The sequence below is a fragment of the Streptomyces sp. NPDC096040 genome, assembly GCF_040303265.1.
Lineage (GTDB): Bacteria > Actinomycetota > Actinomycetes > Streptomycetales > Streptomycetaceae > Streptomyces.
The window spans coordinates 26,065-52,803 of the sequence record NZ_JBEOTA010000045.1 but is presented as its reverse complement, the minus strand read 5'-3'; the positions used below and the strand labels follow the sequence as shown (position 1 = coordinate 52,803).

The 26,739-nt window shown below is 69.5% G+C and carries 26 protein-coding genes and 2 pseudogenes; 11 read left to right on the top strand and 17 right to left on the bottom strand.

Annotated features, from left to right (window positions below; translation table 11 throughout):
* Positions 1–402: 402 nt before the first annotated feature.
* Positions 403–2,928 (top strand): DEAD/DEAH box helicase, encoded by a 2,526-nt coding sequence (locus ABTY98_RS38100; RefSeq protein WP_352225725.1) that lies wholly within the window; start codon positions 403–405, stop codon positions 2,926–2,928.
* Positions 2,929–3,323: 395 nt separating this feature from the next.
* Here ABTY98_RS38100 and ABTY98_RS38095 read toward each other — a convergent pair whose 3' ends face one another.
* Both ABTY98_RS38095 and ABTY98_RS38090 read right to left on the bottom strand, forming a co-directional pair.
* Positions 3,324–4,151 carry a transposase gene (locus ABTY98_RS38095; RefSeq protein WP_352225724.1) on the bottom strand — a complete coding sequence of 276 codons (828 nt, stop codon included), beginning with the start codon at positions 4,149–4,151 and terminating at the stop codon, positions 3,324–3,326.
* A 321-nt stretch (positions 4,152–4,472) separates the two neighbouring features.
* A complete protein-coding gene (locus ABTY98_RS38090; protein ID WP_352225723.1) occupies positions 4,473–5,039 on the bottom strand; it encodes a flavin reductase family protein in 567 nt (188 codons plus the stop codon).
* Between the two features lie 307 nt (positions 5,040–5,346).
* Here ABTY98_RS38090 and ABTY98_RS38085 point away from each other — a divergent pair, with 307 nt between their 5' ends.
* The gene (locus ABTY98_RS38085; protein ID WP_352225722.1) at positions 5,347–6,555 is read left to right on the top strand and encodes an acyl-CoA dehydrogenase family protein; all 1,209 of its coding nucleotides are present in this window, start codon (positions 5,347–5,349) and stop codon (positions 6,553–6,555) included.
* Here the strand turns inward: ABTY98_RS38085 and ABTY98_RS38080 are convergent.
* Together ABTY98_RS38080 and ABTY98_RS38075 are read right to left on the bottom strand one after the other, a co-directional pair.
* Entirely contained in the window at positions 6,539–7,906 is a 1,368-nt protein-coding gene (locus tag ABTY98_RS38080; RefSeq protein WP_352225721.1) for a PucR family transcriptional regulator, read from the bottom strand. The two genes, ABTY98_RS38085 and ABTY98_RS38080, sit on opposite strands and share 17 nt — an antisense overlap.
* 175 nt (positions 7,907–8,081) lie before the next feature.
* Positions 8,082–8,399 (bottom strand): FCD domain-containing protein, encoded by a 318-nt coding sequence (locus ABTY98_RS38075; protein WP_352225720.1) that lies wholly within the window; start codon positions 8,397–8,399, stop codon positions 8,082–8,084.
* Positions 8,400–8,609: 210 nt separating this feature from the next.
* Between ABTY98_RS38075 and ABTY98_RS38070 the strand changes: the two genes are divergently transcribed.
* Complete coding sequence (locus tag ABTY98_RS38070) at positions 8,610–9,245, top strand: IS4 family transposase (RefSeq protein ID WP_352225728.1); 636 nt, start codon at positions 8,610–8,612, stop codon at positions 9,243–9,245.
* 206 nt (positions 9,246–9,451) lie between these two features.
* On the opposite strand, the pseudogene ABTY98_RS38065 reads toward ABTY98_RS38070, so the two are convergent.
* Positions 9,452–9,738, bottom strand: a pseudogene (locus tag ABTY98_RS38065) (NF041680 family putative transposase); the annotation flags it as partial.
* 88 nt (positions 9,739–9,826) lie between these two features.
* Positions 9,827–10,153, bottom strand: coding sequence for a winged helix-turn-helix transcriptional regulator (locus ABTY98_RS38055; protein WP_352225719.1), 327 nt, complete (start codon positions 10,151–10,153; stop codon positions 9,827–9,829).
* Between the two features lie 109 nt (positions 10,154–10,262).
* On the opposite strand from ABTY98_RS38055, the gene ABTY98_RS38050 reads away from it, so the two are divergent.
* The 3 genes from ABTY98_RS38050 to ABTY98_RS38040 all read left to right on the top strand — a co-directional run bounded on the left by ABTY98_RS38050 (position 10,263) and on the right by ABTY98_RS38040 (position 12,895).
* Positions 10,263–11,117 (top strand): MBL fold metallo-hydrolase, encoded by an 855-nt coding sequence (locus tag ABTY98_RS38050; RefSeq protein WP_352225718.1) that lies wholly within the window; start codon positions 10,263–10,265, stop codon positions 11,115–11,117.
* Positions 11,114–11,758, top strand: coding sequence for an NADPH-dependent F420 reductase (locus ABTY98_RS38045; RefSeq protein WP_352225717.1), 645 nt, complete (start codon positions 11,114–11,116; stop codon positions 11,756–11,758). Before ABTY98_RS38050 ends, ABTY98_RS38045 begins: the two co-directional genes overlap by 4 nt.
* 714 nt (positions 11,759–12,472) lie before the next feature.
* On the top strand, positions 12,473–12,895 hold the full coding sequence (locus ABTY98_RS38040; protein ID WP_352225716.1) for a hypothetical protein: 423 nt from the start codon (positions 12,473–12,475) through the stop codon (positions 12,893–12,895).
* 77 nt (positions 12,896–12,972) lie between these two features.
* On the opposite strand, the gene ABTY98_RS38035 is transcribed toward ABTY98_RS38040, so the two are convergent.
* The 4 genes from ABTY98_RS38035 to ABTY98_RS38020 form a co-directional block, all read right to left on the bottom strand.
* A complete protein-coding gene (locus ABTY98_RS38035; protein ID WP_352225715.1) occupies positions 12,973–13,245 on the bottom strand; it encodes a hypothetical protein in 273 nt (90 codons plus the stop codon).
* Between the two features lie 1,089 nt (positions 13,246–14,334).
* Positions 14,335–14,469 (bottom strand): hypothetical protein, encoded by a 135-nt coding sequence (locus tag ABTY98_RS38030; RefSeq protein WP_352225714.1) that lies wholly within the window; start codon positions 14,467–14,469, stop codon positions 14,335–14,337.
* A 187-nt stretch (positions 14,470–14,656) separates the two neighbouring features.
* On the bottom strand, positions 14,657–14,845 hold the full coding sequence (locus ABTY98_RS38025) for a hypothetical protein (protein ID WP_352225713.1): 189 nt from the start codon (positions 14,843–14,845) through the stop codon (positions 14,657–14,659).
* Positions 14,842–15,270, bottom strand: coding sequence for a DUF6233 domain-containing protein (locus ABTY98_RS38020; protein ID WP_352225712.1), 429 nt, complete (start codon positions 15,268–15,270; stop codon positions 14,842–14,844). The genes ABTY98_RS38025 and ABTY98_RS38020 overlap by 4 nt, the downstream gene beginning before the upstream one ends.
* Before the next feature lie 440 nt (positions 15,271–15,710).
* Here ABTY98_RS38020 and ABTY98_RS38015 point away from each other — a divergent pair, with 440 nt between their 5' ends.
* Entirely contained in the window at positions 15,711–16,037 is a 327-nt protein-coding gene (locus ABTY98_RS38015; protein ID WP_352225727.1) for a helix-turn-helix domain-containing protein, read from the top strand.
* A gap of 41 nt (positions 16,038–16,078) precedes the next feature.
* On the opposite strand, the gene ABTY98_RS38010 is transcribed toward ABTY98_RS38015, so the two are convergent.
* From ABTY98_RS38010 to ABTY98_RS37995, 4 genes are all read right to left on the bottom strand, one after another.
* Positions 16,079–16,885, bottom strand: a complete 807-nt coding sequence (locus ABTY98_RS38010) for a hypothetical protein (RefSeq protein WP_352225711.1) — start codon at positions 16,883–16,885, stop codon at positions 16,079–16,081.
* 415 nt (positions 16,886–17,300) lie between these two features.
* Entirely contained in the window at positions 17,301–17,735 is a 435-nt protein-coding gene (locus ABTY98_RS38005) for a DUF6207 family protein (protein ID WP_352225710.1), read from the bottom strand.
* 19 nt (positions 17,736–17,754) lie between these two features.
* A complete protein-coding gene (locus ABTY98_RS38000) occupies positions 17,755–20,187 on the bottom strand; it encodes an ATP-binding SpoIIE family protein phosphatase (RefSeq protein ID WP_352225709.1) in 2,433 nt (810 codons plus the stop codon).
* A gap of 36 nt (positions 20,188–20,223) precedes the next feature.
* Positions 20,224–22,686, bottom strand: coding sequence for a SpoIIE family protein phosphatase (locus ABTY98_RS37995; protein WP_352225708.1), 2,463 nt, complete (start codon positions 22,684–22,686; stop codon positions 20,224–20,226).
* 329 nt (positions 22,687–23,015) lie between these two features.
* Here ABTY98_RS37995 and ABTY98_RS37990 point away from each other — a divergent pair, with 329 nt between their 5' ends.
* Genes ABTY98_RS37990 through ABTY98_RS37975 form a run of 4 tightly spaced genes read left to right on the top strand, consistent with a single transcriptional unit; the run spans position 23,016 to position 24,846 of the window.
* Positions 23,016–23,651, top strand: coding sequence for a TetR/AcrR family transcriptional regulator (locus ABTY98_RS37990; RefSeq protein WP_352225707.1), 636 nt, complete (start codon positions 23,016–23,018; stop codon positions 23,649–23,651).
* 9 nt (positions 23,652–23,660) lie between these two features.
* The gene (locus ABTY98_RS37985) at positions 23,661–23,846 is read left to right on the top strand and encodes a helix-turn-helix domain-containing protein (protein ID WP_352225706.1); all 186 of its coding nucleotides are present in this window, start codon (positions 23,661–23,663) and stop codon (positions 23,844–23,846) included.
* Positions 23,843–24,256 (top strand): hypothetical protein, encoded by a 414-nt coding sequence (locus ABTY98_RS37980; protein WP_352225705.1) that lies wholly within the window; start codon positions 23,843–23,845, stop codon positions 24,254–24,256. The genes ABTY98_RS37985 and ABTY98_RS37980 overlap by 4 nt, the downstream gene beginning before the upstream one ends.
* Positions 24,257–24,309: 53 nt before the next feature.
* Entirely contained in the window at positions 24,310–24,846 is a 537-nt protein-coding gene (locus ABTY98_RS37975; RefSeq protein WP_352225704.1) for a DinB/UmuC family translesion DNA polymerase, read from the top strand.
* Positions 24,847–24,855: 9 nt separating this feature from the next.
* Here ABTY98_RS37975 and ABTY98_RS37970 read toward each other — a convergent pair whose 3' ends face one another.
* The 3 genes and pseudogenes from ABTY98_RS37970 to ABTY98_RS42425 form a co-directional block, all read right to left on the bottom strand.
* Positions 24,856–25,194 carry a hypothetical protein gene (locus ABTY98_RS37970; RefSeq protein ID WP_352225703.1) on the bottom strand — a complete coding sequence of 113 codons (339 nt, stop codon included), beginning with the start codon at positions 25,192–25,194 and terminating at the stop codon, positions 24,856–24,858.
* A gap of 856 nt (positions 25,195–26,050) precedes the next feature.
* On the bottom strand, positions 26,051–26,458 hold the full coding sequence (locus ABTY98_RS37965) for a hypothetical protein (RefSeq protein WP_352225702.1): 408 nt from the start codon (positions 26,456–26,458) through the stop codon (positions 26,051–26,053).
* A 49-nt stretch (positions 26,459–26,507) separates the two neighbouring features.
* A pseudogene (locus ABTY98_RS42425) lies at positions 26,508–26,693 on the bottom strand (IS110 family transposase); the annotation flags it as partial.
* Between the last annotated feature and the right edge of the window lie 46 nt (positions 26,694–26,739).

The following is a 26,739-nucleotide window of genomic DNA, read 5'->3' as shown; positions in this document are numbered from 1 at the left end:
GCGACGCTTCCCGGCGCTGCGCGCCGGAGCCCCGGACTCCGTCCGGGACAGGCCGGGCACTCCGTGCCCGGCCTGCCGTACCAACGCTCCGCGCTGGTACGGGGCCTGACTGCTCCGCAGTCAGGCGAAAAAGCGCGGCAGCGAGGGGGCTGTGGGCTCGCTGATCGCGTGTGACTGGCCGTCAACTCTCCCGTCGGTCGGTTCCGGTGACTTCCGGTCAGACTCTATGCGTCACTTCTGTTTTCAGCTTGGTTCTGGGATGATGGCATGGTTGCGCTCCCTCGCTTGGGGAGGGTGATTCGAACTCAAGATGCCCCGTCAGTTACCTATCTGTCGTTGCGTCATTTTGGATCCCGGATCCATTCTGGGCTAACTCCATAGTCCCTCCCCCGAACTCTGAGAATGCGAGGTCTTGTGGCTCACATGGAATTGCGTCCGCATCAGGTTGAGGCGGTGGATTCAGTGCTCCGGAATCTTTCTGAGCAGCCGGGCAAGGGAATTCCGCCGGAAGGTCTGCGGACTCAGGTTGTTGCCGCTACGGGGTCCGGTAAAACTCTGATCGGGGTGGAGTCGGCGCATCGTCTTTCGGCGCGCCGGGTGCTGGTGTTGGTGCCCACGCTGGATCTGTTGTTGCAGATGGCTGCGGCGTGGCGTGCGGGTGGTCGGCGTGGGGCGATGGTCGGGGTGTGTTCTCTGCGGGGTGCGGACAGTCAGGGTGTGCCGTGTACGACGGATCCGGATGAGTTGGTCGCGTGGACGGCCGGCGGTGAGATGGTGACGGTGTTCGCGACGTACGCGTCGGTGGGTATGGGGACTCTTCAGCGGGCGCACGCTGCGGGTTTGCCTGTCTGGGACCTGATGGTCGTGGACGAGGCGCACCGGGTGAGTGGGGATGGTCTGAAGCCGTGGGCGGCTGTGCACGACCAGGGTCAAGTCCCTGCCGTACGGCGGCTGTACATGACCGCCACGGCGAGGGTGTGGGAGGCCGACGGGGAGCGGCCGCGGCTGGTTGCCTCGATGGATGAGGACTCTGAGGTCTTCGGGCCGGTCGCCTACAAGTTGAAGCTCTCGGAAGCGATCCGGTTGGGGCTGGTGGCGCCCTATCAGGTGCTGTGCCTGGACATCAGGGACCCCGAGCTGTACGCGGCGATGGCGAGCGAGGCGACCGGCTCCGACGCGGTCCGCGGGGCCCGGCTCGCGGCGGTGCAGACGGGGCTCATGCGCGCGGCGGTGGAGGAGCGGTTTCGGCGGGTGCTCAGCTTCCACAGCAGGGTCGGGGAGGCTGAGGCGATGGCGGCCGGCGTCCCCGTGACGGCAGGCCGGCTCGCTGAGGACGACCCCGAGACCTTCCCGCCTGCCGAGCAGGTGTGGTCGGAGTGGCTGTATGGCGAGCACGCCCCCGCACATCGTCAGCAGGTTCTGAATGAATTCGCGTCTGATTTCCTCGGGGGTGCCGGTTTTGAGGGCCGGAATGTACGCGCTGAATTGCGGGTGCTTTCGTCGGTTCGGGTGCTGGGTGAAGGCGTCGACACTGCTGAATGTGATGCGGTGCTTTTCGCGGATGCTCGCGGCAGCATGGTGGATATCGTGCAGATGGTCGGGCGTGCCCTGCGGATGCGTCCGGGCGTCGGGAAACTCGCCACACTCGTCGTGCCGGTATTCCTCGGCGTGGACGAGGACGCGGACGAACTGTTGACTTCGGATTCCTACGGGACCCTCGCGAAGATCCTCGGAGCGCTGCGGGCGCACGACACGGACACAATCGAGGCGCTCGCTGATCCCCGTGTCCGTAACGCGCGTCCGGCAGCCGAGGACGGCGAGTTGGACCAGGACCACGACGGCGTGTACAACGCGGACGACGACCAGGAGGACGTTGTCCGGGTGGGTGCGGCGGCGGCCGGGGTGCTCAGGTTCAGCGAGGAACGCGACCCGGCCGCCCTCGCGCAGTTCGTACGGCTGCGGGTCATCGACCCCGAAGCGGCGTACTGGCGGCGCGGGATCGAGGCGGCCACCCGGTGGCTGCGCGAGACCGGCAGCACCGAGCTGCGCGTGCCGTACACGTACGTCACTCCGGAGGACTGGGGCGGGGCCGGCGGGCATCCGCTGGGCGTGTGGGTGGCGGATCAACGCCGGTACTACACGGCTGGGACACTGGAAGCCGCCCGTGTCACCGAGTTGGAGAACCTCGGGATGGTGTGGTCGGTGCAGACGTCCGCGTGGGAGACCGGCCTCGCCGTCGCCCGCTCCTACGCCGACACGCACTCGCACCTGCTCCCGCCCACCGGGGCTGTCTGGGACGACTTCCCCATCGGGACCTTCATGAAGAACGCCCGTGCAGCAGCCCGCAAGGCGGCTGAGAACGCCGAACGGCGGGAGAACGGGGAAACGGGCGTCTCCTACGCCGGGGAGCTGCCAGAGAGCCGTATGGCGGCTCTGGCCGATCTCGACCCGGGATGGTGCCCGGCGTGGGAGATCAGCTGGCAGCGGATCTATCGGCTCGTTCTCGCCCACGTGAAGGCCGGCGGCACTCTCCCGGCGAAGGCCGGTGAACTGATCGTGCAAGGCGAGGACTTGGGTGTCTGGGTCGCCGGGCAGCGGGCCGGATGGGACAAGCTCATGCCCGCGCAGCAGTGGCTCCTGGAGACGGTCGGGATCGAACCCCCGGCAGAGGGCGAGCCGGTGCAGGGTGCGCCTCGGTCGCAGGACGCCCGGTGGGAGGCGAACCTCGCCGCCGCCCGCCAGTTCCACGCCCGCGAGGGGCACCTGACCGTACCCCGGCAGCACGTCGAGATCACCGGCGACGGCGAGGAGGCCGAAGGGCAGGCGGCCGTGAAACTCGGTGCCTGGCTCGACAACACCCGCCGCAGGGCCGCCAAGCTCAGCCCGGAACGGCGTATGGCACTCGATGAACTCGGCATGCGCTGGTAGCCGGCGCGACCGGACATGGCGGTGCCCGCCCCGAGACCTCGGGACGGGCACCGTATGTATGCGTGGTCGTGAAGGGCGGTCGCCTACGCGGCGAAAAGCTCCATGAGGCATCAGCCGAACGATCATCCTCATGGGCAATAGGTGAGGCCCGGGGACACTGTCCCCTCCACAACCACACCCTCCACAACACAGGCAGGCGGCTGGGCATTCCCGTCGGGTGGGGGCTGGACGCCGGCCGGTGCGGGTTGGTGGGAAGGGGGCGGCTAGAGGTGCTGCTGTGCGGAGGAAGCGTGTCTTCCGGTGGTAGTCACTTTGCGTGATGGATTTGCAGCGCCGACGCCGCGTCACGGACCGGGACACCTCCGCGAGCGCGGAGCGGACACGTCCTCGAACAGCTACAGCAGGCCGACGCAGCCGCCAACGCTGCTCGCGGCGGGGCGGCGACGTGTACCGGGACATCCGGCGCGCGTGATCCGGATGTCCCGGCGTCGGGGCGGCGTCAGCCGATTCAGGCACAGCGCCGCGGCCGGGGCCCGCTCGGCGACCACCGTCGCGATCCACTCCGCGCCGTCCGCGCTCACGTGCGTCAACTCGCCGCAGCGCGCCTCGCCCAGCAGGTCGAAGAAGCCGTGCACGGTTTGCTTGGAGCGGCCCTCGACCACGTACAGCAGGCGGCCGCTGTCGTGGCAGACCACGACCGTCAAGTATCGCTGCCCCTTGGCGAAGGACACCTCGTCGATACCGATCCGGGTGACCCCGGCGAGCCGGTCGCCGTCCTGCCCGTCGCGTTCCGCCATGACCCGCGCAAGGACCGACCCGACGGTGTGCCAGTTGATCCGCAGCAGCCCGGCGATCAGCTTCTTCGAGGCCCCGGCGGCGAACCAGGCCACGGTCTCGTCGAAGGGGATCGTGTGCCCGGCGCCGTGCCTGGCCCACGGCACGGCCGCTATCACCACCCCGTGGTCCGGGCACGAGACGCGCGGCAGGTCGGCCTCCACGAATACCGTCAAGAGGCCGTCGTCCAGCGAACGCCAGCGCCTGCGGCGGCCCCGGTCGTACAGCGGGGCCCGTGCACGGCACACCCCGCAGCGCGGACGGCGCTGCCAGCGCCGGTCCGGCCGCACCGAGACGACCTTGACGGGGTCGATCGGGTGAACATGCACCTCCTCGACCACCGTCCGCTCGATCCCCGCCGCCCGAACCTCTACGTTCGTCCCAGACACGCCGCACACCTGTCTCGTGGAATCCGATCAGTAGGTGATCAAGAAACTACGCAGGGTGCGGCGTTGTTCGTGTCACGACACGATCAGGCAGCGGATCGACCCACACATCGGGGCGAAGAGCCCGATTTCCCGCCGGCTCCTGCATGACGGACATCGGGCGATCCCGCTCGGAGGTGCGGAGACACAGCTGTAAAGACCGCAGCCGGACGCAGCGGCACGGCATGCCGCACCTTTGCCGCGGGCATTGCCGTTTCCGTCACCGGCGTACCGGATCACCGGCCGGCAGGGCGTGCGGGCCGGAGATCAGATGTCCTATCAAGATCAGAAGTCCCACCAGTCGAAGGAACGGGTGGGTGCGTGCACGCCGCAGGCTCGGTCCAGGCGGACCAGTTGGCCGCGGTGGAAGATCAGGGGTTTGCGGCGCCCGTCGGCCGCGGCCAGGCTCCGTACCCGCCCCACCACGGCCACATGGTCACCTGCGGGAAAGCTGTCCTCGACGTCGCACTCGATCCAGGCCACCGCCCCGCCGAGGTGCGGTGCCGCCCGGCTTGCCAGGTCCCAGTCGCCCGTGGCGAACCGGTCCGCCGTCCGGCCGGCGAAGGCCGCGCACACCCGCCGCTGGTCTTCGGCCAGCACGTTCACGCAGAAGTGTCCGGAGGCGATGATCGCGTCCGCGCTGCCCGAATGCCTACCACAGTAGAAAACCACCAGAGGCGGCTCGAGGGAGACGGAGGTGAAGCTGCCCACCGTGACTCCCACCGGGCCCTGTGGTGTCGTGGTGGTCACCACGCTCACCGAGGTCGGCACGTGGCCGAGGACACGACGGAACACCGCGGGGTCGGCCGACGTGGCGGGCAGGTCTGGTGCGGCAAGGGGGAATGCAGACACAGCGACCTCCGGGGAAGCAGGAGCCGGACCATGCGCCGCCTGTCACGACCCGCGGCGCCGGCGGCGCGGATTTCTCCTCAGTGAATCCACAGTCCCCTCCCCCTGGCTTTGGGCCGGGCGGCCAAGCCGCGCGGACGATCTTGAGCGCTGAGCCCAAACGGCTGCCGGACTGGTCTGACGGCCCAGTCGGCGGGACGAACTCTGCGGTGCCGGACAAAGGACAGCGACGCTTACCCGGCGTGGAATCCCGGCAGCGACACCTCGACGTGAGGTGCGCCACTGAGCCGCGCAACGCCGGAGGGATCCCATGAACACGACCCCAACCGTCCCGCAGACAAGCCCTGTGTCCGCCGCAGCGCTGAAGAAGAGTGCGGCAGCCCTGGTGCCCCTGCTGCGGGAGAACGCCGCTCGCACGGAAGCGGACCGCAAGGTGGCCGAGGAGAACATCGCGGCCCTGTCCGAGGCCGGGCTGTTCCGCTTGACCGTGCCGCGGCGCCTCGGCGGCCACGAGACGGATGTCCGGACCTTCCTCGAAGTGACCTCCGAGCTCGCGCGCGGATGCGGGTCCACCGCCTGGGTGACGACTCTGATCAACATCTGCAATTGGAATGTCGGCCTGTACCCCGAACGCGCCCAGCGGGAGGTCTGGGGCGACGGCCCCGACGCACGGGTGTGCGGAGTGCTCGCTCCCAGCGCCACCAGCAGGGCGGTCGAGGGCGGACTGGTCGTCACCGGCCGCTGGGGTTTCGCCTCCGGCAGCCTGCACGCCCAGTGGGCGGTGCTCGGTATCCCGGTCGTGGACGCAGCAGGACAGCAGATCGACCAGGGCTCCGCTCTCGTCCCGATGGACGAGCTGACGATCGAGGACACCTGGAACGTGGCCGGCATGCGGGGCACGGGCAGCAACACCCTCGTCGCCGAGGAGGTGTTCGTGCCCACGCACCGCATCCTGTCGATGACCCAGGCTCTGCAAGGCATCAACCCGACCGAACACAAGGACGAGGCGTCATACCGGTCGGCACTGGTCCCGGTGCTCGCGCTGGTACTGGCGGGCCCGCTGGTGGGTCTGGCCCAGGCGGGGATGGAGGTGGTCATGGCTTCCCTGGCCAAGGGCAAGGGTATCTCCTACACCTTCTACGAACGCGCAAGTGAGGCCCCTTCGACGCAGATTCAGCTGGCCGAGGCCGCCCAGCTGATCGACACGGCCCGTCTGCACCTGATGCGAGCCGCCGACGACATCGACAGCTGGGCGGCCCGCGGCGAGTACATGCCGTTCGAAACGCGGGCACGGGTGCGGATGGACACCGGTTACGTGGCCCGACGCTCCCGTGAGGCACTGGATCTGCTGCTGAGCATCCAGGGCGCGGGCAGTTTCGCCGAGGCCAACCCATTGCAGCGGATCTGGCGGGACCAGGAGACGGGCAGTCGGCACGCGGTGATCAACCCGGCCATCGCCGGCGAGCTGTACGGGCGGGCGCTCCTGGGCGTCGAGGAGCAGGTCACTCCCCTGATCTGAGCGGATATTCAGAAGCGGCGGGAGGACCGTCATGCGAGCCGTCCTCGTCCGGCCGGAGGACGGCCGGACCCAGCGTCCGCGCGGCCTCCAGGGCCACCATCACCTCCGGCAGCCGGAATGCCGGGTCGTGTCCGAGCAGTTGCCGAGCGCGCTTGACCCGGTAGGTGACGGTGTTGCGGGCCACGTGCAACTGCCCTGCGGTGACCGTCAGGCTGCGCTCGTTGCGCAGGTACAGGCGCAGGGTCCCGCGCAGCTGGTCCGCATGCGCACTGTCCGCCGCCAGCGCCCCCAGTTCGTCGCTGACGAAACGGCGCAGGGCGGGCAGGTCGGCGGAGAGCAGGGCTGCCAGTTCGACGTCCGGGTAGTCGACGACAGGGCCCGTACCGTGGGGATTGAGCTGCATGATCCGGACCGTGTGCCGGGCGTCTTCGTGCGACTGGCGGAACCCCTGGAGTCCGTGACGTACCGAGCCGAACGCGAAGCGGATACCTTTCGGGTACGGGTGGTCACCGGCCATCTGCACGGGGAACGGGGCCAGCGGGTTTCCCCACGCCCACACGGTGGTGCGGCCAGTGGGGACAACCAGGACCGATGCGCAGCCGCGCAGGCGCAGCAGTTCGGCTGCCGCCCGCTGCAGATCGCAGGTAGCGTCCGCGGCCGGGCTGTCGCACCACGCGACCACGGCCAGGTGACTGCCCTCCAGCCGGTAGGCGAGGAGTTCACGCGCGGCTTCCACCCGGACCGGTTGCCCGTCGAGGATCGCGCGGACGGTTTCCTCGCGAGCCGCGGCGCCGCTGGTGAGCCATCGGTCGTGCTCGGCCAGGTACTCGGCGGTCATCCGGGAGGAGAACTCGTCGACGAGGCCGAAGAGCAGCTCCGAGATACGGCGGAACTGGTCCGCGCGTTCGGACGGCGCGATACGCTCCTGGCACGCGGACATCAGGGCGTGGGTCAGCGCCGCGTGTGCGACTCGGATGCCGTGCAGCACCTTGTCCAAGCCGAGGCGTCGCCGGGCGAACTCGCGGTCTCCCAGGAGGGATTCCTCGGGGATCGCCCGGTCGGTCGCGGGATCGGCCAGCAACAGCAGCGCGTGCAGTGTCGCGGCTTCCGTGCCCATCCGGAGGGTTTCGAACAGCGCCGGCCCGCCTCCCAGTTCGGGAACCTCACGGGTGATGACACGGGCCAGCTCGTGGCCGACGGCGACGGCCCAGGCCACGGGCCGAGAGCCGAGGCCGTCGCTCGCCTCGGTGAGGCTGCGCACCGAGTTGGCGGGAGCGTGTGGCACGTCCCCACGCTCGGGGGCGAGCTGGTAGATCCAGCCGGCCGGGCCGAATCCATGGTGAGCCGTCATGACGCCATCCTTACCGTCGTGAGAGCAGCAGGCGCTGCATTGCCGCTGGTCACCTCCGGACCACTGCGGCACACGGTGCCATGGAGAGCGGACCCGCGTTGCCGGGCCGGCCGGCGGTCACGGTCGGTGGGAGCCCGGCGGCCGGTGCCCGGCATGGCGCGGCCCTGCTGCCGGGCTACGCCACCGTGGCGGCGCTCTCCCCGATGGCTGTGCGCAGAGCCTGCGAGGTGCGATCGATGCGCCGGCCGAACAGTTGGGCCGCGGCGTCGGCATCCCTGCGCAGAACGGCGTCGACGAGCTCCCGGTGCTCGCCCGCCACATCGCGCTCGGTGTCGCGGCCCACGGGCAGCGACCAGCGCCGGTACAGCGTGGCCACGTCCCGCAGACTGAGAGCCGCGGCCAGCAGCCGGGCGTTGCCGCACGCCTGGAGCAGGGTGCCCCCTCCCTCGCCGGCCCGAATGTGGCGAGCGATCTCGGCGGCAGCACGGCGCAAAAGCCGCTAGCGGAACGAAGTGGGATCGGCCTGCCGGTCATGGCCTCGATGCACGGTTCCGTCGCCTTCGCGGTGGACGGCGGGATCCGCGCCGACGCGGTCGAGAAGGTGCTGCCCCGGTCGTCCTGACCGGGGCGGGCGTACCTTCATGCAGTACTTCGGAAGTCGGACGGTGATCGTAGGAGGACCAAGACGACGAGCCGGTCCCCCCTGGCCCTGGCCGGGGCGGCCTTCGACTCCATCGCGGTCGGCGAGCGAACCCTGTTCGAGCGTCTGCTGGACCGGCTGAGGCCGGGCATGCTGCTGCTGGCAGATCGCGGTTTTCCCTCTTACGACCTGTATACGGCCGCCGCCAGGACCGGGGCCGAACTGCTGTGGCGCGTCTCGGCCTCCTTCGCTCTGCCGGTCAGGAAACGCCTGAGCGATGGCACTTACCTGTCCGAACTGCGCGGCGACAAGCGCGCGGAGCGCGTGACGGTGCGGGTCATCGAGTACAGCGTGGCCGACGACGACGGGATCAGCGAGGTGTTCTGCCTGATCACCACCCTGTTGGACCCCGATGCGGCCCCCGCCCTGGAACTGGCCCGCAACTACGCGGAGCGCTGGTCGGTGGAGGTTCTGTTCAAGCTGGTCAAGGTCGACCTGCGGACCAGCGGCGGCGTCCTGCGCTCGGGCAAACCCGAGGGCGTACGCCAGGAGTTGTGGGCCCTGCTCTGCGTCTACCAGGCCCTGCGCACCCTGATCGCGAAGACCGCCGTGATCGCGGGCATCGACCCGGCCCGCATCAGCTTCCCGCCCGTCCTGGATGCCGTCAAAAGCTCCGTCCGGACGGCTTTTTCCCCCTGAGCTCCTCGCCAAGGCCCTGCGCTTCTTCATAGCCGACCTCCCCGACATGCTCATTCGCGACCGCCCCGCACGCACCGCGCCCCGCACCACGAAACGCCCCCACCTGAGCTACCAGACCCGCAGCTCAACCGACCCCGGAACCCGCCGAGTCACCCGCACCATCGTGCTCCACCAGCTCACACCCGACCCGGCCTAACTCATGGCCATTGGACGCGGGCGGGGGTCAGTCTGTTCGGCTCGGCTGGCTTCTCCCAGGGGCGCCGCAGATCGGCGGCCAGTGGGCGTGCGAGCCGGAGCTGGGATAGGCGGCGATCACCAGCCACGTCCACCGGTCGGCCGCCTCTGAGCTGCGAAACCGTGGCCGGGTCCATCCGAGTGTCTGCTTGAACAGGCGAAACATGTGCTCGATGTCAAAGCGTCGCAGGAAGGACTGCCAGCAGCGGTCGAGGTCCGCCTCGGTGGCGGCGGTGCCCGACCACCACAGCCAGAGCGAGCCGTTCGTGGAGGTGAGCTCCCGGCGTGCGACCGTGGTCGTCGGTCTGCCGGATGGCCGGCTCGGGATGGGGCGATGCGGCTGATGGTCAGGGGTGTTCGGCAGCCCAGGCACAGATGGCGGCGAGGGGTTCCTGCAGGGATTTGCCGAGATCGGTGAGGGCGTACTCGACGTGCTGGGGGGCGGCCTGCTTGTAGACGGTGCGGGTGAGGAGTCCGTCGGCCTCCATGCCGCGCAGTGTCTCGGTGAGCACCTTCTGGGTGATACCGGGGAGACGGTGGCGGAGGCGGGCAGGGCGTTGCGGCCCGTCCAGGAGGGCGTAGACGAGCAGGATCCGCCACTTGGCCGCCAGGCGCTCCAGAGCCTGGCGGGTGGCGCAGGACTCCTCCAGTACGTCGGGGATCAGCAGGGCCATGGAGCACCTCCGGCGAGTGTCAAGGGCACTTCGAAGTGCCTTCTGTCGGGCGGGGGGCCCGATACCTACATTCGACAGCACCGCGAACGGAAGAGGAGAACTGCACGCGATGACGGACTTTCAGTGTCATGTCTACACCGCTGCCGAGCCGGGGATCTTCGTCAACAGCTACCTGCTGGAAACGGCCGACAGCGTGGTCCTGATCGACGCGAGCCTGCTGGTTGCCGACGCCCAGGCCCTGGCTGCCCGGCTGGCCGCTTTGCGCAAGCCGCTGCTCGCCGCCTTCGTGACCCATCCGCACCCCGACCACTTCAACGGGCTGCCGTACATCGTCCCCGAGGACGTCCCCGTGTACGCCACCGCCGCGGTCGCCAAGGTGATCGAGGACAGCGCCGTCGCCAAGAGGCAGCAGTGGCAGCCGGTGTACGGCGAGCAGTGGCCGAACCGCTACCGGGTGCCCGAGCAGCTGCTTGAGGACGGCGACGAGGCCGAGGTCGGTGGCCTGCGGCTGACCGTGCAGGACATCGGCGCGGCCGAGAGCCATGCCGATTCCTACATCGTCGTGCAGGGCGGCGGCCGGCGCGCCGCGTTCATCGGGGATCTGGCGTTCGGCTCGACGCACTCGTACATGACCGACGGCCACTCGGGGCGGTGGCTGGCCGCCCTCGACCGGATCGCCCGTCACCTTGAAGGGGTGCCGCTGTTTCCCGGTCACGGCCCGCCGGGCGACACCTCCATGCTGGACGCACAACGCCGATACCTGATGATGTATCGGGAGACGATCAAGCAGCTGGCCCGTGGCGGCCTCGGACTGACCGACGATCAGAAGCAGGAGCTCACGCGGACCATGGCCCAGTACTCTCCTGAGGCCCGTCTGGAGTGGCTGGTCGGGCTGGGCGCCGACGCCGTCGCCGCCGAGTTGGCCGCCGAGGACCACGAATCGGCAGAGCAGGGGGAACAGTGAAGATCGGGGTATTGGGCACCGGAGAGGTCGGCCGCCGGCTCGCCGCCAGGCTCGCCGGGCTCGGGCACGACGTGATGCTCGGCTCGCGGACGGCGGACAATCCGGTCGCCGCCGAGTGGGCGCGCGAGCACGGCGGGCATCACGGCGCCTTCGCCGAGGCCGCCGCGCACGGCGAACTCGTCGTCAACGCCACAGGCGGGCTGGTGGCGCTCGACGTCCTCACCGCCGCCGGGACCGCCAACCTCGACGGCAAGGTGGTGATGGATGTGTCCAACCCGCTGGACTTCTCCCAGGGCTTCCCGCCCCGGCTGGTCGTACCCGAGGCGGGAAGCGTCGCCGAGCAGCTTCAGCAGGCGTTCCCCCGGGCCCGCGTCGTCAAGACGCTCAACACGATGAACAACACACTGATGACCGACCCCGCCCGGGTGTCGGGGCCGCACAACGTTTTCGTGTGCGGGGACGACGAGGCCGCCAAGACCGAAGTCGCGGATCTGCTCAAGTCGTTCGGCTGGCCGGAACAACAGATCCTCGACCTAGGCGGCCTGTCCGCTGCCCGCAGCGTCGAGCCTGTCGTGCTGCTCTGGGTGACGCTCAGCAGCGTCCTCCACACCGCGGACTTCAACTTCGCGATCCTGCGCTAACCAAGGGATCACGGCCGCACCCCGCGCTCCCTTGCGCGCCGGGCCGCTCCACGCCGCAGGTTTCCGAAACAGGCTGCTCCGCATGACGACATACGCGGTCCGTCGGCTTGAACTTCACGATCCCGATCTGTCCCGACCACCGCTGGGCCATGTGCCCCCCAGACCGCTCCATCCCCAAAAATATCTACACACAGTGACCATCAGCGGCCAGATAGCTCCCCGCCAACTGGCCGCTGGCGATGTCGCCGTCCGCGCCCGTGTGGGCGATCGCGAGGATACCGAATCGCAATCACGGGTACGGGGTATCCCCGCAACCACCCGCGGTGCCGGAATGTCGTGAAAGGCGAGTGGTTTGCCAGCCGTGCGGCACGGCAGTGGCGGCCGTATGCCGCCTCGGTCGCCCCAGGCCGCGCGCATGACGTTCTTCGACCGGATGGGAGATTGGCTTTGTCCGAAATCAGAGGTGCCTGTATAGCGGCTGCACTGCTAGGCGGGATCCTGTTGCTGACAGGGTGCACTAATCCCTCCGGGTCCGACTCGGCCGCCGGTACGGCCACTTCGCCTTCTGCGGACGCCTCTGCCCTGGTAGGCGGGTCCCCGGACGTGTCTCCGTTGGCCGAGGCGTCCGGTTCCGTCGCTCCCTCCCCCGACGCTTCGCAGTCCGTCACTGCGCCGCCCGTCACGACTCCGAGGCCCTCGCGCAGCGCCACCCCCATGGTCAAGACCAAGGCCCCCGCGACCTCTCCCAGCACCCGAAAGGCGCCCGCCCCCATCCCCGGCTGCCGCAATCTGGCTGTCAGCAGCGAGGTCAATGCCTCGGTGACGCGGGCCTACCGACGCGGTTTCCCCCTCTTCGTCCACATCGAGCCGGTGCCGCACCGGTTCTTCTACGGTGAGTGCGGCGCCGTCCGCTACGCCTCCGCGCAATTCCGGGCCACCACCGGCGCAACCCAGGGGGAACTCGTGAACATGCAGGATGAGGGCAGCGCCGCGAAGTACTTCCGCGCCGACTCCGGTGCCGACTGGATCTACATCGCCAGCGACAGCTACCCCGCGAGCCCCCACGGCTGCGGCGACATCCCGCAGATCCCGAGGGCCCTGGCCGCCGCCTGGGGGAACTGCGCCGTCGCACACTGACGCGCTCCGCCGCGCCGGGCGGCGGCGAAGACTGCAGCAGAACGGGACGGTCGCCACGACGGCAGCAGCTGCTTGGATCAGACCTCGATGTAGGCGACGACGACCACGGTGCGCAGGGCGGTGACGAAGTACAGGATGCGGACGGCTTCGATGTCGTCGGCGTACTCGCGTAGTTGGGGGCTGGTGGTGTCGCCGGGGATCGGTGTGCCGATCTCGGGGTCGACGGAGATGACGACCAGGGCGCGGTCCAGGGCGTGGATGTCCGCTTCGCTGGTGATGTTCTCCAGCTGCTTGGCGGCGGAGTCGGAGAAGGCGATACGGGCGCGGCGGGATCCGTGTCCTTGGGGCATCAGGCGACGGCCGGGCAGCTTGTCGGTCCGGCCCGCGCGCGGCCCCGCCGTCGCGCGAGCAGGGCCGCGTGCCGCCCGATCCCCCGCAGTGCACACCCGTGCCCCGTCTCTTCCCGGCCCTTCCTCCCTTTCCTCCTGCCGTGGCGGTCGCGGGGTGCTCTGTGGGGGGGATGTCCGCCGCCGCCCGTACGCGGAACCGCGTGGTGACCTGCACGGTTCCGGGAAGATCCTCCAGACTTGCGCAACCTCTGGCGCAACTCCTACCGCAACCCTCGGAGCAACAAGGCGCGCAACCTGCAGCGCAACCTCCCGCTCCCGGCCGGGGACCGGGCCGCCCCTTTGCGGCCCAGCGCGCGCGGCCCCGCCGTCGCGCGAGCAGGACACCGGGCCGCCCGATCCCCCGCAGCGCTCCCCGCGCCCCGCCCTCTCCCGGCCCTTCCTCTCCTGCCGTGGCGGTCGCGGGGTGCTCTGTGGGGGATGTCAGACCCCCGACCACGCCCGGAAACCCCTGGTGACCTGCACAGATCCAGGAAGATCGTCCGGGCTCGCGCAAGAGATGGTGCAAGAGATGGTGCGCGGGATGCGCAGGAGTAGCCGCAAGAAATGTTGCGCCCGGGCCGGCGCAGGGACGGCTACTGGGTCAGGCGGCAGCTCCGACGCGCGCGTACGTTGCCCTGCCCGTCCTGGCCTGACGGCCCTGCCCGTACCTCTGTGGACCTCTTCTGGCTTCCGCAGAAAGACACCTCATGCGGCTAAGCCGTCAAGTTCGGCTCTGCTGAGATGGCGCCGGATGGCATCTCATGCTTCGTCGTCAGTCCGCGATCTGCACGAGCTGGTCGTCACTCAGCTGTGGAGGAACCCATCCACGATGTGGCTTTGGAGGTGGGAACCCGGCAATGAGCAGCGTTTCGACAGCAGTTCGGGCGGCACTACGACCGGCGGCGCTTCCCGGACGTTCACGACTTCGGGAGGTGCCGCAGACGCCCCGGAAGTGGGGCCGTGACGCGAGCGTACCGACACGGACACGACAAAGGGCCCCGACCGATAGGCCGGGACCCTTTCCGAACTTCCCTCGCGGGCCTCGGACTCCTACCCCAGGGTGGACACGACGGATGTGATGAGACCGGTCAGCGCCGCGTGCGGACCGTGTTGGAGCAGCCTCTCGACCGCGTCGACGGGGACGTTGAGCAGCGCGTCGCCGGCGCGGAACAGTGCTTCGAGCATGATGTCTCCTTGGACGGTGGCGAGTTGGTTCCGGCAAGGGCTTCCCCAGGTTTGATTACTCAAGGCCTGCTATCCCTCGTGTGGGGAGCGCTGTATCGATACGCCGCCTCTTTGTTCGGGTACGTCGGGGCGGGTGTGGAGTGCTGCCGCGCAGCTCGCCCCCGCGAGGTCAGGGGAGCAGGGCGCGTTAGGGCTTCTTCGCCCCCTTCCCACTGCTGAGCAGGCCCTGCAGCGCGTAGGAGGCGGCCGCCACGCACAGCGCGCACACGCCGGCCGCGATGAGCATGGCCACGATGCTCGCGAACACGGCCAGGCCGATCCCCGCGCCAGCGAAGCCCAGGACGACGTACCGGGCCCACGGGTCGGACTGCTTCACGATGATCTGCTGGACGGGCGCGTGGCCGTGGGACTGCCCGCACGTACAGCCGTGCGCCGCCTGGTACTGGTCGGCGGGTATGTGGGAGAAGGGGGACCGCGGCGTGCTGGCCTGTGGACGGGTGCCATACGGGATGGGCTGGCTAAGCCGTCGACGATGTGCAGTGCGGTGTCCGGGCGGCAGATCGGGCAGGCCGGCACCCCGTCGGTGGTGAGGAGGCGGCGAGCGTCGTCCTGGCCGACCGGCCGTTTCCGGCGGCCGACCATCCCGCAGTCGCCGGCATGCACGGCCAGCGGGTGCCCCGTGGCGCGGTTGAGTTCGAGGATCCAGTCCGGCGCCGGCGGGCGGCGCGCCCGGCCACGCTCCTCTTCAGCCTGCCGCTGCCGCAGAGCAGCGCCAGGACATCGGCCGCGTCGGTTGCCCACCCCGATCCCTCCTCCGCCGACAGCCCCCGTCTGACATCGCAGCCACAACGCATACGCCAGACACGCAGGGCCCGTCCGTCGTGTTCGGACGAGCCTGTAATCGAGCGCCGGACATGTCGCCGCGGCTGCACGTCCCCGCCGCGCAGCGTAGTTGCACTGTGCGTGACGATGTATCTGTCCTGGCACACCGAGGCCGGGAAGTCCTCCCACCGTCTGGCCGGCACGCGCCGGGCAGCCGCCGATGGAGTGATGTGCGCACCTCGCTCAACTCGTTAGCTAACCAGGCGAACATGCAGGTCAGAAGCAATCTGCGGGGTTAGGCGGAAAGGGTTAGTCCACGTTTTTTAGGGGAACCGAGTTTTTAGCTTCAGCTAAAGGTGGCATTCTGGGGGCATAGCAACAACCGTTGCCCGACACAGACTTGGGGGTGCACCGTGAGCATGTTCGCTCGCAGTGAGAGCAACACCGACTTAGCTGCTGCCCGGCTGGCCCAGCAGGCGACAGCGTCCCTTGCCGGCCTCCTGGCCGGATTGAACAAGTCGCGTTCGGACCTGGCCAAGGCCATGGGAGTCAGTCCGGGACGCATCAGCCAGATCATGTCCGGCGACGCCAACCTGACCGTGCGCACGCTGGCCGCCGCTGCCGAAGCGCTCGGAGCCGGCGTCGAGATCAGGTTCTACGCTCATCCCCAGCTCACAGACAGGCAGGGCGACGGGAGCGGGACCACATCCCCGGCAGATGAAGAAAGCCTTGCCTCCCGGCCCTAGTCCGGGGACTGCCCGGTCGTCGGGCTTCACGCAAGCAGGTTCTACCGGTGACTGCGAGTGCGGCCGAACCGGCCCCGCTGTGACGGGACAGCGCCGCCGCGGTAGGTGTCATCGGGAACGATCTTGGCCCTGATTTCCTCGATCTCTGCACGTTCTGACTTCCGGCCGTGCCGGTAGGCCAGCAGGAGCAGGTCCTTGCACTTCGCATGGGCTACACCCATAGCACGCCGGCACTCGAACGCTTCCTGGTCAGTGGGCTCCCGCCGATCCCAGCGTGAGTGGACCTGGCACGCCTGGTCCGTCTTCGTCTGCACTTCCAGGGCCTCATCGACCGCCTGCAGTGCGTCTTCGTAGGCAGCGGTGATCGCTTTGGCGAGCGCTGTCTGCTGGTGCCGCTCCAGCAGAAACTGCTGCACGCCGTGGGCCAGCAGGCGCAACTGGGACGACTGGTCCATGCCGTCGGTGAACTCCTCGCACCACTCCAGGCCGTCGGTGTGGATCCGGTACTCGAGCCGCTCCATGAGCCAGGCGATCCCCAGCGTCATCAGCTTCACGTAGGGCTGCGTGGTCTCGTCGCGTTTCTTATTACGGGGCAGCGCGGTCGCTCCCATTCCGAAACCGACCGCCGCCGGAGGAACCTTGGCCAAATGCGGCAGCAGCAACCCCGCACCGACCGCCACACCGCACATCAGCGCCACCACCGACAGGGCCAGACCAGCCGACCGTCGGCTGCCCAACAGCCTGCCCTTGCCGCTGAAATGACGCAGCAGCCCGAACCAGGCCACCCCGGCGCACACTGCGGCCGGTAACACAAAAGCAGTCCACCAGGTCTGTTGATACCAGCTCATCAGGGGCCCCACGCTCAGACACGGACAAGACAGGACCGTCGCCAGCGAGCAGAAGGTGAGGCGGGCTCCCCCTCGGCGTGTACGCGCCCAGCCCTTTCGCAGCAGCCCTTCTACATAGACCACAGCGAGCCAGCACGATGATGTCACCCACTACCGCAGCACTGCGTCACTTTGAGCAACAATCAGCCACACGCATCGGCACATCCAGCCATCCCGCGACGCACCGGACCACTCGCCAGATCGCACTCGCCGAGCGCTTCGGCCCTGCCCGACCATCCCGTCACCGTCACCTACGCCCGCTGAACACACAGGCCGGGCCCACCGCTACGGGGGAAAGCGGTGGGCCCGGATACCGCCACGCTCCCACACGACCGCCCCCAGCGCACGGCATTCGCATCTCGTCTGGTCCGGGTGATCACGAGCGGGCTGCCGGCTGGCGCAGGTCCAGGTAGCAGCGCAGCCGTACACCGGGCTCGCCCGCATCTCGTGTCGTCCGCTGTGTGGTCGCTGTCGCCCACTGGTCGGCGAGCAGCTGCTGGAAGGCGAAGGCGGTCTCCTCGTCGACGGCTGCGACGTCGACGACGACCAGACCGGGCTCACTCACCTGCATCTCGTGGATCGGGTCCATGTGCGGCACCACGCCCGGATCTCCGGCGGGGTTCCGCTGATCTGGGGTCTTCACCCGACCGAGTCGCCGGCGCGCCTCCTGTCCCGGCGCCACCGGTGGGTGCAGGAAGTTCAAAGCGGCGGCGGCACGGCACCGGATCCGGTCCAGCGCGTGCTGGCCGTGGCGATGGGTGGGCGCCGGGCGCAGGTACAGTTCGTCGCCGACGCGGGGTCGGCCGAACATCGTGGATCGCCTGGCGGCCTCAGTGGGGACACTCGATGAGCTGTTCGGACCAGATCGTCTTGTCGTTCTGGCCGTGACGGCAGCCCCAGCGCGCGCCGAGTTGGGCGACGAGGAACAGGCCGCGTCCTCCCTCGTCGGTCGTGCGGGCACGCCTCAGGCGGGGCTGGGTGCTGCTGGCGTCGGTGACCTCGCAGACCAGAACGTCGTGGCGAATCAGCCGCAGCTCCACCGGCGCGCGACCGTAGCGCATGGCGTTCGTCACCAGTTCACTGACGATGAGTTCGGTGGTGAAGAGGAGGTCGTCCAGACCCCAGGTGGTGAGTTGGCGGGTTGCCCAGTTTCGAGCCTCGGAGACGGCGGCCGGATCGGTCGGGATCTCCCAGCGAGCGGTGTCCTCCGCCGGGACGGTGCGGGTGCGGGCCAGCAGCAGGGTCGCGTCGTCGCGCGGCGCCTGCTCTGCCAGGTCGGCGAGGACAGCCCGGCCGGTTTCGTCCAGAGCGCGATCCGGACGGCAGGACGCGGCGAGCGCATCCGTCAGGTACCGGAGTCCTTGCTCGATGTCGTGGTCGCGCCGTTCGACCACGCCGTCGGTGCAGAGTGCGAGGACGCTGCCCGGCTCGATGTCGATCGTGGTGGTCTCGTAGGGCATGTCGCTGATGGAGAGTGGTGGCCCCGGTGCGATCCCGACGGTCTCTGCGGTCCCGTCGGGCCGGACCAGGACGGGTGGCGGGTGCCCGGCACTGGCTATGGCGCAGCGCCGGGTGACGGGGTCGTAGACCGCGTACAGGCATGTGGCACCGACCACGTCGTGGTGGTCGGGTGGGGCCTCGGCCATGAGGCGCTGGACCTGGTCCGCGATCCGGGTGAGCATTTCGTCCGGTTCGAGTTCGAGGTCGGCGAGGGTCTGGATGGCGGTGCGCAGGCGGCCCATGGTGGCGGTCGCGGGCATGCCGTGGCCGACCACGTCTCCGGAGACAAGGGCCAGGCGGAGAGAGGGCAGAGCGATGGCGTCGTACCAGTCGCCGCGGATGTCCGCTCCGCCGCCTGCGGGCAGGTAGACGGCGGCGGTCTCGGCTGCCGGAGTGTCGGTCGTGGCCGGAGGAAGCAGGCTCTGCTGCAGCGCCACTGCCGCCCGGTGCTCGCGGGTGTAACGGCGGGCGTTGTCGATGGCGAGCGCGCCCGTCCAGGCGATCTGCGTCATGAGATCCCCCTCGTCCTCGGTGAACGGGTCGGGTCGGCCGGTACGCCAGACCGATATGGCGCCGAGCGTGAGGCCGCGGGCGTACAGCGGCGCCACCATCACCGAATGGGCATCCTCCGGGACGAGATACTCGACCAGCTGCGGGTCGCCGATCAGCGCGACGAAGTCGTCACGGTCATGGATGACTGCCTCGCCGGTCTCCCAGTGAATGGGGTGGTCGCGAAGGAAGGGGACGGGCTCACCGTGCCGGATGCCGGCCGGCCACACCGCAGTGGCCGGCGCATGGGCCGTCTTGCGCAGATTCAGATCTTCAACGCCCACCTGCTTCGGGGGTTCGTTTCCGTCGAACACGGACTGCACGAGGTCGACTGCGACGAGGTCCCCGAAGGCGGGTACGAGTACGTCCGCCAGATCCTGCGCGGTACGCACGACATCCAGGGATCCTCCCACCTGCTCGGCCACCTTGCCGGCGAGATCCAGATGACGGCGAGCGCGCATATGGTCGGTGTTGTCGATGTACAGGGCCACGACCCCCGTGGGGCGTCCTCGCGCGTCCTCCAGACGGAAGGCGGACAGCGACAGCGCCTGCTGCCGCGCCGGATCGTGCCGCCAGCTCACTTCTTGGTTCCTGCGGATCACCGGGACGCCCGTTTCGAGCACCTGGCGCAGTACGGCCTCGAGGCTCTCGGCGTCTTCGGCACACAGCACGTCGCACAGCCGAGTGCCGGGCCGTACCGGTCGGCCGTCGAGGGTGCCCAGCACGGCGTTCGTCTGCACAGTGGCGAGGTCCGTGTCGTGCAGAGCGATCGTGATCCCGTCCTGCGAGGACAGTGCGCGCAGGAGTGCTGCGCCCTGCTGGTGGTCGGAGACGTGGTGTGCGGGTGCCGCCAGGACAAGGAACTCCGCGGAGCCTTCCACCGCAGAGGTCCGGAAGGCGACATCGATGGTGTCGCCGGACCGATGCCGCAGCCGTACCCGGCCGGACTCCGGCATCTCCGTAGACCTGTGCAGTTCGTCCGTGGGGCCGGCCACCAGGTCGTGCACGGGGCGGCCGCAGACCTCCTCGGCGGTGAACCCCGTCAGGTCCGCTGCTGCCTCGGTCCACCGCACCACCGCACCTCGGCCGTCGAGCACGGCGGCTGCCAGGTCCGCGAAGACGTACGCGCTGCCGCTGGGATGGGCGTCGGAGACGCTCAGCGACTCTTGGGAGGCGCTTCCCGAATGGGTGTCATGTGCATGGTTCATAGTCATTTTTGGCCTTCCCTGGAAGATCGCGGGGCGACGACGTCACACCGCAACAGCGGTGGGCGGCAGGTCTTGTTCGGCCCAGACGATCTTGCCGTCTCCTGCGCAGCGGGAGCCCCACCTGCGGGACAGCTGAGCGATGAGGAAGAGGCCGCGGCCGTGCTCGTCGAGTGTGTGGGGATGGCGGGGGCGTGGCCGACCGGTGTGGGTGTCGGAGACCTCACACGTCAGAACCCGGTGCTGGATGAGCCGCAGGCGGCCCGGGCCGTCGCCGTGGCGGATGGCATTGGTGACCAGTTCACTGACGATCAGCTCCACGGGCGTCACGAGCGGCTCCAGCCCCCATTCGCTGAGCTGACGGGCGACCAGATGCCGGACGGTCGGGACGGTGGCCGGTTCGTCCGGCAGGTCCCAGGACGCGACCCGGGCCGGTTGGAGTGCGCGGGTGCGCGCAAGGAGCAGGGTGACATCGTCGGGCTGGGCCTGAGTCGGCAAGGTCTCCATCGCCCGCGAGCACAGGTCCTCCAGGGATGGGCCCGGCTGTGCCAGGGCGGCGCCCAGGCGGTGCAGGCCGACGTCGATGTCGGCGTCGCGGGACTCGACCAGGCCGTCGGAGTAGAACGCGAGCAGACTCCCCTCGGGCAGTTCCAGTTCCACGGACTCGAAGGGGACCAGGCCGAGACCGAGGCCGAGCGGGGCTCCGGTGGGCAGGTCGGGGATGGTGACCTGGCCCTGCGCGTCGATGATCAGGGGCGGCGGATGCCCGGCCCGCGCCAACGTGCACCGCCGGGTGACCGGGTCGTAGACGGCGTACAGGCAGGTGGCGCCCACCGCCGTGGCATCCTCGTCGGAATCGTCGGCGTCTTCGTCGTTCAGCCGCCGGACCGTGTCGTCGAGGTGCGCCAACAGCTTGGCGGGGGGCAGGTCGAGGTCCGCGAGGGTGCGCACGGCGGTGCGCAGTCTGCCCATGGTGGCCGCGGCGTTGATGCCGTGACCCACCACGTCGCCGACGACGAGGGCCACCCGGGCGCCGGACAGCTCGATCACGTCGAACCAGTCACCTCCCACGCCGCGGTCCATGTCAGCCGGCACGTAACGGGAAGCCACCTCGACGGCGACACCGCCTCGCACCCGGTGGGGCAGCAGGTCGCGCTGGAGCGTGAGGGCCGCGGCACGTTCGCGCGCGTACTGCAGAGCGTTCTCCAGGCTGAGCGCGGCCCGGGTGACGAGCTCCTCGGCGAGCAGCAGGTCGTCCTCCTGGAACGGCGTCGGCTCCTCGGAGCGGCCGAACAGCGCCAGTCCCAGCACGCTGCTCCGCGCACGGATGGGCACGACCATCAACGAGTGGATGCCGCTGTCACGGACCTCCTGCGCCCGCACCGGATCGTTCTCGACCCAGGGGCCGGCATGGGTGTTCAGCACGGGTTCCAGGTAGGACCTGCCCGTGCGCAGCGCGGCGCTGAACGGCGAGTCCGGGTGGGCGTGGACCACCTCTTCGCGCACCCACGGCAACTCCAGGACGCCCAGGTCGAGGGAGGCCAGGCCGGCCCGGCGCATCAGCGGCGGGCGGCCGCCTGCCGTGCCGGTCTGTGCCGAGGGTTCCACGCCGAACGGAACCGACTCCACCAGGTCGACGATGGCGTGGTCGGCCAGCAGGGGCACGGTGAGGTCGGCCAGTTCCTGCCCGGTCCGCATGACGTCGAGGGTGCTGCCGATGCGCGTGCTGGCTTCGCTGAGGATGGCAAGACGCTCACGCGCCCGCCGGTTGCCGGTGACATCCACGGTCATGCAGCACACGCCCACCGGTGTGCCGTCCGCGCCCTGGAGGCAGAAGAACGAGGACGAGAACGCACGTTCACGGCGCCGGTCCCCCGGCGGCCACGCCCGGAACTCATGCACCATGGTGCTGCCGCTCTCCAGCACCTGCTGCATCACCACCTCGAGCGCTTCGGCCTCGACCGCGGGCAGCGAGTCCTTCAGACGGCGTCCGAACCGTTGATGACGAGGCACGCCGTCGTACCGCTCCGTGGCGTCGTTCACCCAGACACAGCGCAGCTGCGGGTCACAAACGGCGATGCCGATCGGTGCGTGGGCAAGAAGCGACTCCCGCACCGGTCCGTTGACCGCCCCCGAGGACAGTGTGCCGATGTCGGTCACGGACACCAGCCACCGGGTGTCGGCGTCCTGCCCCCACAGCAACGAGACCCGCAGCGTCATGGTGAGCGTGCGGCCGTCGCGGTGGCGCACCGCCACAGTGCCGGACCAGCCACCCTCGGCACGACACTGCTCGGCGAACACCGAAGCCCTCCCGGCGTCCTCGGGGGGCGGCAGCACGTGTGCGGCGGACCGGCCCACCACCTCCTGGGCCGAGTAGCCGACAAGCTGCTCAGCTGCCAGCGTCCACCCCATCACGGTCCCCTTTGCATCGATCATCGCTATGGCCGCATCGGGTATCTCGCGGAAGCTCGCCGGCTCGGCGAGTGCGGTGTGGTCGGTGTTCGTCATCGCGGTTCATCCCATCGGTGCGGAGGTGAGACAGCGCCGGCATGTGGCGCGGAGGGTCCGATGTGCAGCCGTGGTGGAAGGGCGATGTCCGGTGGAGAGGCCCACAGCGTGACGCATGTCGGATTTGGGCCACTTTACCCAGGTTTGATGAAATAATCGGATACGAGCGCTTCATCGTCAAGACCCTCAGGGCTGATCAAAAAATCAGCTGTACGGTCGAGTGCGTGGCGGCCGGCGTCGTTGCGGGGGGAGGCGCCCAGGGGTTTGACGGCTGGGAACGTCGGTGTGATGATGAAAACGTCAGAAATGGTGCTTTTCATTAGCGGGTGATGACGATGTCAGGCTCACCCAGGAATCGCTTCGAGCGCCGTCGCTCCGAGACCCGGCGGGCACTCGTCCGCGCCGCGCGGACGATCCTGGCCGAGTCCGGCGACACCAGCACCAGCATTCGGGCCATCGCAGAGCGCGCGGACGTTGGCTTCGGCTCCTTCTACAACCACTTCACATGCAAGCCGGATCTGTTCGACGCGGCCGTGGCCGACGCCCTGGAGGAGTACGCCCAGGCCATCGACGAACGTCTGGACGGCCTCGACGATCCGGCCGAGCGCCTCGCCGGCGGCGTGCGGCTCAGCGCCCGCATGGCCGGAGCACACCCGGAGATCATGCGCATCCTGTGCCACAGCGGACTCGGCCGCATATACGCCGGCCGCGGACTGGCTCCGCGCGCGAGACACCACATGGAGCAGGGCATAGCCTCGGGCCGCTTCACCGTGATCGACCCGGTCCTCGCCCTGGTCGCGCTGAACGGCAGCCTGCTGGCGCTCCTGGAGCTGTGGTTCACCCAGCCCGAGGTGGACAACAGCCATGCCTCGGACAGCATGGCCGAGACGCTCCTGCACATGCTCGGCCTCTCCGCGGACGAGGCCCACGACATCGCCAGGCGCCCCCTTCCCGCCGCAAGCTGAAGAGGACCCGTGACCGCGTACTGGCTTGAGGACGACGACGCTGACCTTCGTGCGCAGACGCTTGCCGAACTCGCACAGCGAAGCAGCATCCCCCGCAGCAGGGCTCTCCGGCTCGCCCGGTCTCTGATGGAAGTGGGCGCGCTGGAACGCCTCGACGACGGCCGATTCGTCGCGGGGGAGGTGAGCGCCGGATGAGTGCGGAGTCGACGGGGCGTCGGCCGGGTGTGGTGATGCATGTGCGCTGCCCGGACCGGCTGCCGCAGGAGACCTACCGGCAGGTCCTGGAGCAGCTGCACGAGCTGTCACCGGTGGTGCAGGCGCTGCCGCCCACGGCGGCCCTGGTCGACCTGCGCGGCGCGCTGCGCTACCACCGGGCGACCGCCTCCCACCTGGGGGAGATCCTGCGGCTGCGGACGGTCTCCCGCTACGGCATCGACGTCCGGGTCGGCATCGGACCTACCGTCACCGTCGCCGCGACCGCCTCCGCACAGGTTGAGCGCCCAGGCGGCGTCCTGGCCATCGAGGCCACCGACGCCGCCGACTGGCTCACCCTGCTCCCGGTGGGGGACCTGCACGGTATCGGCCCCGCCAGGCCGCCACCCTGAAGCGCTACGGCATCGACCGCGTCGGCCTGCTCGCCGCACTGCCGGCCGCAACCGTGCAGCGCCTGCTCGGCAAAGCCGGCCGTACGGCCGTCGACCGGGCCCGCGGCATCGACCCCCGCACCGTCACCCCACGCCGCCTGCCGACCTCCGTCAGCGTCCGGCACCGCTTCCCCCACGACGTCCTCGACGGCACTGTGGTGCGTTCGGCTCTGCTGGGCTTGGTCGTGCAGCTCGGTGCCGAGCTGCGCCGCCGCGGGCAAGCCGCGCGCGCTCTCACGCTCACGCTGACGTTCGCCGGCGGACCGGCATGGGAAAAGACCCGCCGCCTGACCGAACCGTCCGGGCACGAGGACGACCTGCGCCAGCTCACCTACCAGCTCATGGACGCCGCAGGCCTCCAGCGCGGCCGGCTGACCGCACTCGCGCTGCGCGCCGAGGACCTGGCCGACGCCCACCAGGTCGCCGAGCAGCTCAGCCTCGACACCGCCCGACAAGCCCGCCTCACCGCCGAGCGGGCCGCCGACCAGATCCGGGAGAAGTTCGGGCCCAGCGCGATCGGCCCGGCCGCCACCTACCGCCCCGCCTCCTGACCGCCCCGCTCACGCCCGCTCAAGACACCGCGCCGGCACCTGCCCGCCAGGGACCACCCGCCACAGGCTCCCGCCGCCGCACTCCCGGTAACGGGAGACATCCCGGCCGACGCCGACCACGCACGACGTCACCCGCTCACCCCGGCGCAGATAGCGCACGACCGGCGAACCCGTGATCGCGACCGGTCCCCCATTCCATGCCGGCCTGCGCACGGGAACCCGCTGGACGGCCGCCCACGTCGACGTGCACGGCGCGGACACGGACGCGGCGGCGGGTACCGGCGCGGCGGCGGACAGGACGGCGGCGACGGCGGCCACCGTGGTGAGCAGACGCCGGGTCAGGCACATACGCCGTCAACTCCCGCCCGGTCCGGGCCGGTCACGGCCACCCGCCGAAGATCACACACAGGAGACCGGCCGGGCAGCTTGTCTATCCGGCCCACGCGCGGCCCCGCCGTCGCGCGAGCAGGGCCGCGTGCCGCCCGATCCCCCGCAGCGCACACCCGTGCCCCGTCTCTTCCCAGCCCTTCCTCCCTTTCCTCCTGCCGTGGCGGTCGCGGGATGCTCTGTGGGGGATGTCCGCCGCCTACCGCACGCCGAACCGCGTGGTGACCTGCACGGTTCCGGGAAGATCCTCCAGACTTGCGCAACCTCCAGCGCAACTCCTACCGCAACCCTCGGCGCAACATGGCGCGCAACCTGCAGCGCAACCTCCCACTCCCGGCCGGGGACCGGGCCGCCCCTTTGCGGCCCGGCGCGCGCGGCCCCGCCGTCGCGCGAGCAGGACACCAGGCCGCCCGATCCCCCGCAGCGCTCCCCGCGCCCCGCCCTCTCCCGGCCCTTCCTCTCCTGCCGTGGCGGTCGCGGGGTGCTCTGTGGGGCATGTCAGACCCCCGACCACGCCCGGAAACACGTGGTGACCTGCGCAGATCCGGGAAGATCGTCCGGGCTCGCGCAAGAGATGTTGCAAGAGATGGTGCGCGGGATGCCGCAGGAGTAGTCGCAAGAAATGTTGCGCCCGGGCCGGGGCCGGGGCGGCTACTGGGCCAGGCGGCAGGTCCGACGCGCGCGTACGGGGCCCTGTCCGTCCTGGCCTGACGGCCCTGCCCGTACCTCTGTGGACCTCTTCTGGCTTCCGCAGAAAGACACCTCATGCGGCTAAGCCGTCAAGTTCGGCTCTGCTGAGGTGGCGCCGGATGGCATCTCATGCTTCGTCGTCAGTGAAGAAGGTATCCGCGATCTGCACGAGCTGGTCGTCACTCAGCTGTGGAGGAACCCATCCACGATGGCGTGCGTGAGCGACGAATCGGCTATCGACCGGAACGTGGTACCGCTCGACGTAGTGGGCAAGGTCGGTGTGCCAGAACCACTCACCGTCGGTGAGGAGGCTCAGACCATCGATGAACTCGTTGGTGGGACTGAGGAAGTCGTAGACGGCCGATCCGGTCGCGGCGATCACACTGCCAGCACGTAGGTATCGCACAAGATCCTCTTCGTGCGGGTCGCCTTCGCTGCGCACAGCAGCAATCAGGGAAGGTCCGTCCGGGTTCCCGTGCTTCAGTTCCCTGAACTCGCCAAGGAAGCGGTCTGCGTGTGGGTTCTCGCCGGTCATCGCCAGGAGCGTAGTCGATCAGCTGTCTGGCGCCGCCTGGGTGGGCTGTGGCTGTGGCACGGCCCCGTGAGGGAAGGGCCACGGCCTCGTCAAAGTGGGTCCGGGTTTGCAGGCAGTGGTGAAGCTGGCCAAGCATGCGGTTGAACAGGTGCCGCAGGGCTTGTGCATGCCAGTCTCCGTACTCCCGTCGTTTCCGGTAGTGGGCATTGGCGCCCTTCCCCTCCCGGCGGCCGGCGCCGCCCTGCCCGGCCCCGGAGTCCTAGCCCGGACACTAGGGAACA

Excerpts from the sequence above, each read along its gene's own strand:
- ABTY98_RS37965 (WP_352225702.1), bottom strand. The coding sequence starts at position 26,458 with ATGACCGGCGAGAACCCACACGCAGACCGCTTCCTTGGCGAGTTCAGG.
- ABTY98_RS37970 (WP_352225703.1), bottom strand. The coding sequence starts at position 25,194 with ATGTGCCTGACCCGGCGTCTGCTCACCACGGTGGCCGCCGTCGCCGCC.
- ABTY98_RS38000 (WP_352225709.1), bottom strand. The coding sequence starts at position 20,187 with ATGACTATGAACCATGCACATGACACCCATTCGGGAAGCGCCTCCCAA.
- ABTY98_RS38010 (WP_352225711.1), bottom strand. The coding sequence starts at position 16,885 with ATGAGCTGGTATCAACAGACCTGGTGGACTGCTTTTGTGTTACCGGCC.
- ABTY98_RS38050 (WP_352225718.1), top strand. The coding sequence starts at position 10,263 with ATGACGGACTTTCAGTGTCATGTCTACACCGCTGCCGAGCCGGGGATC.
- ABTY98_RS38055 (WP_352225719.1), bottom strand. The coding sequence starts at position 10,153 with ATGGCCCTGCTGATCCCCGACGTACTGGAGGAGTCCTGCGCCACCCGC.
- ABTY98_RS37995 (WP_352225708.1), bottom strand. The coding sequence starts at position 22,686 with ATGACGAACACCGACCACACCGCACTCGCCGAGCCGGCGAGCTTCCGC.
- ABTY98_RS38005 (WP_352225710.1), bottom strand. The coding sequence starts at position 17,735 with ATGTTCGGCCGACCCCGCGTCGGCGACGAACTGTACCTGCGCCCGGCG.
- ABTY98_RS38030 (WP_352225714.1), bottom strand. The coding sequence starts at position 14,469 with ATGCTCGAAGCACTGTTCCGCGCCGGCGACGCGCTGCTCAACGTCCCC.
- ABTY98_RS37980 (WP_352225705.1), top strand. The coding sequence starts at position 23,843 with ATGAGTGCGGAGTCGACGGGGCGTCGGCCGGGTGTGGTGATGCATGTG.
- ABTY98_RS38085 (WP_352225722.1), top strand. The coding sequence starts at position 5,347 with ATGAACACGACCCCAACCGTCCCGCAGACAAGCCCTGTGTCCGCCGCA.
- ABTY98_RS38035 (WP_352225715.1), bottom strand. The coding sequence starts at position 13,245 with ATGCCCCAAGGACACGGATCCCGCCGCGCCCGTATCGCCTTCTCCGAC.
- ABTY98_RS38080 (WP_352225721.1), bottom strand. The coding sequence starts at position 7,906 with ATGACGGCTCACCATGGATTCGGCCCGGCCGGCTGGATCTACCAGCTC.
- ABTY98_RS38100 (WP_352225725.1), top strand. The coding sequence starts at position 403 with ATGCGAGGTCTTGTGGCTCACATGGAATTGCGTCCGCATCAGGTTGAG.
- ABTY98_RS38015 (WP_352225727.1), top strand. The coding sequence starts at position 15,711 with ATGTTCGCTCGCAGTGAGAGCAACACCGACTTAGCTGCTGCCCGGCTG.
- ABTY98_RS37990 (WP_352225707.1), top strand. The coding sequence starts at position 23,016 with ATGACGATGTCAGGCTCACCCAGGAATCGCTTCGAGCGCCGTCGCTCC.
- ABTY98_RS38040 (WP_352225716.1), top strand. The coding sequence starts at position 12,473 with ATGGTCAAGACCAAGGCCCCCGCGACCTCTCCCAGCACCCGAAAGGCG.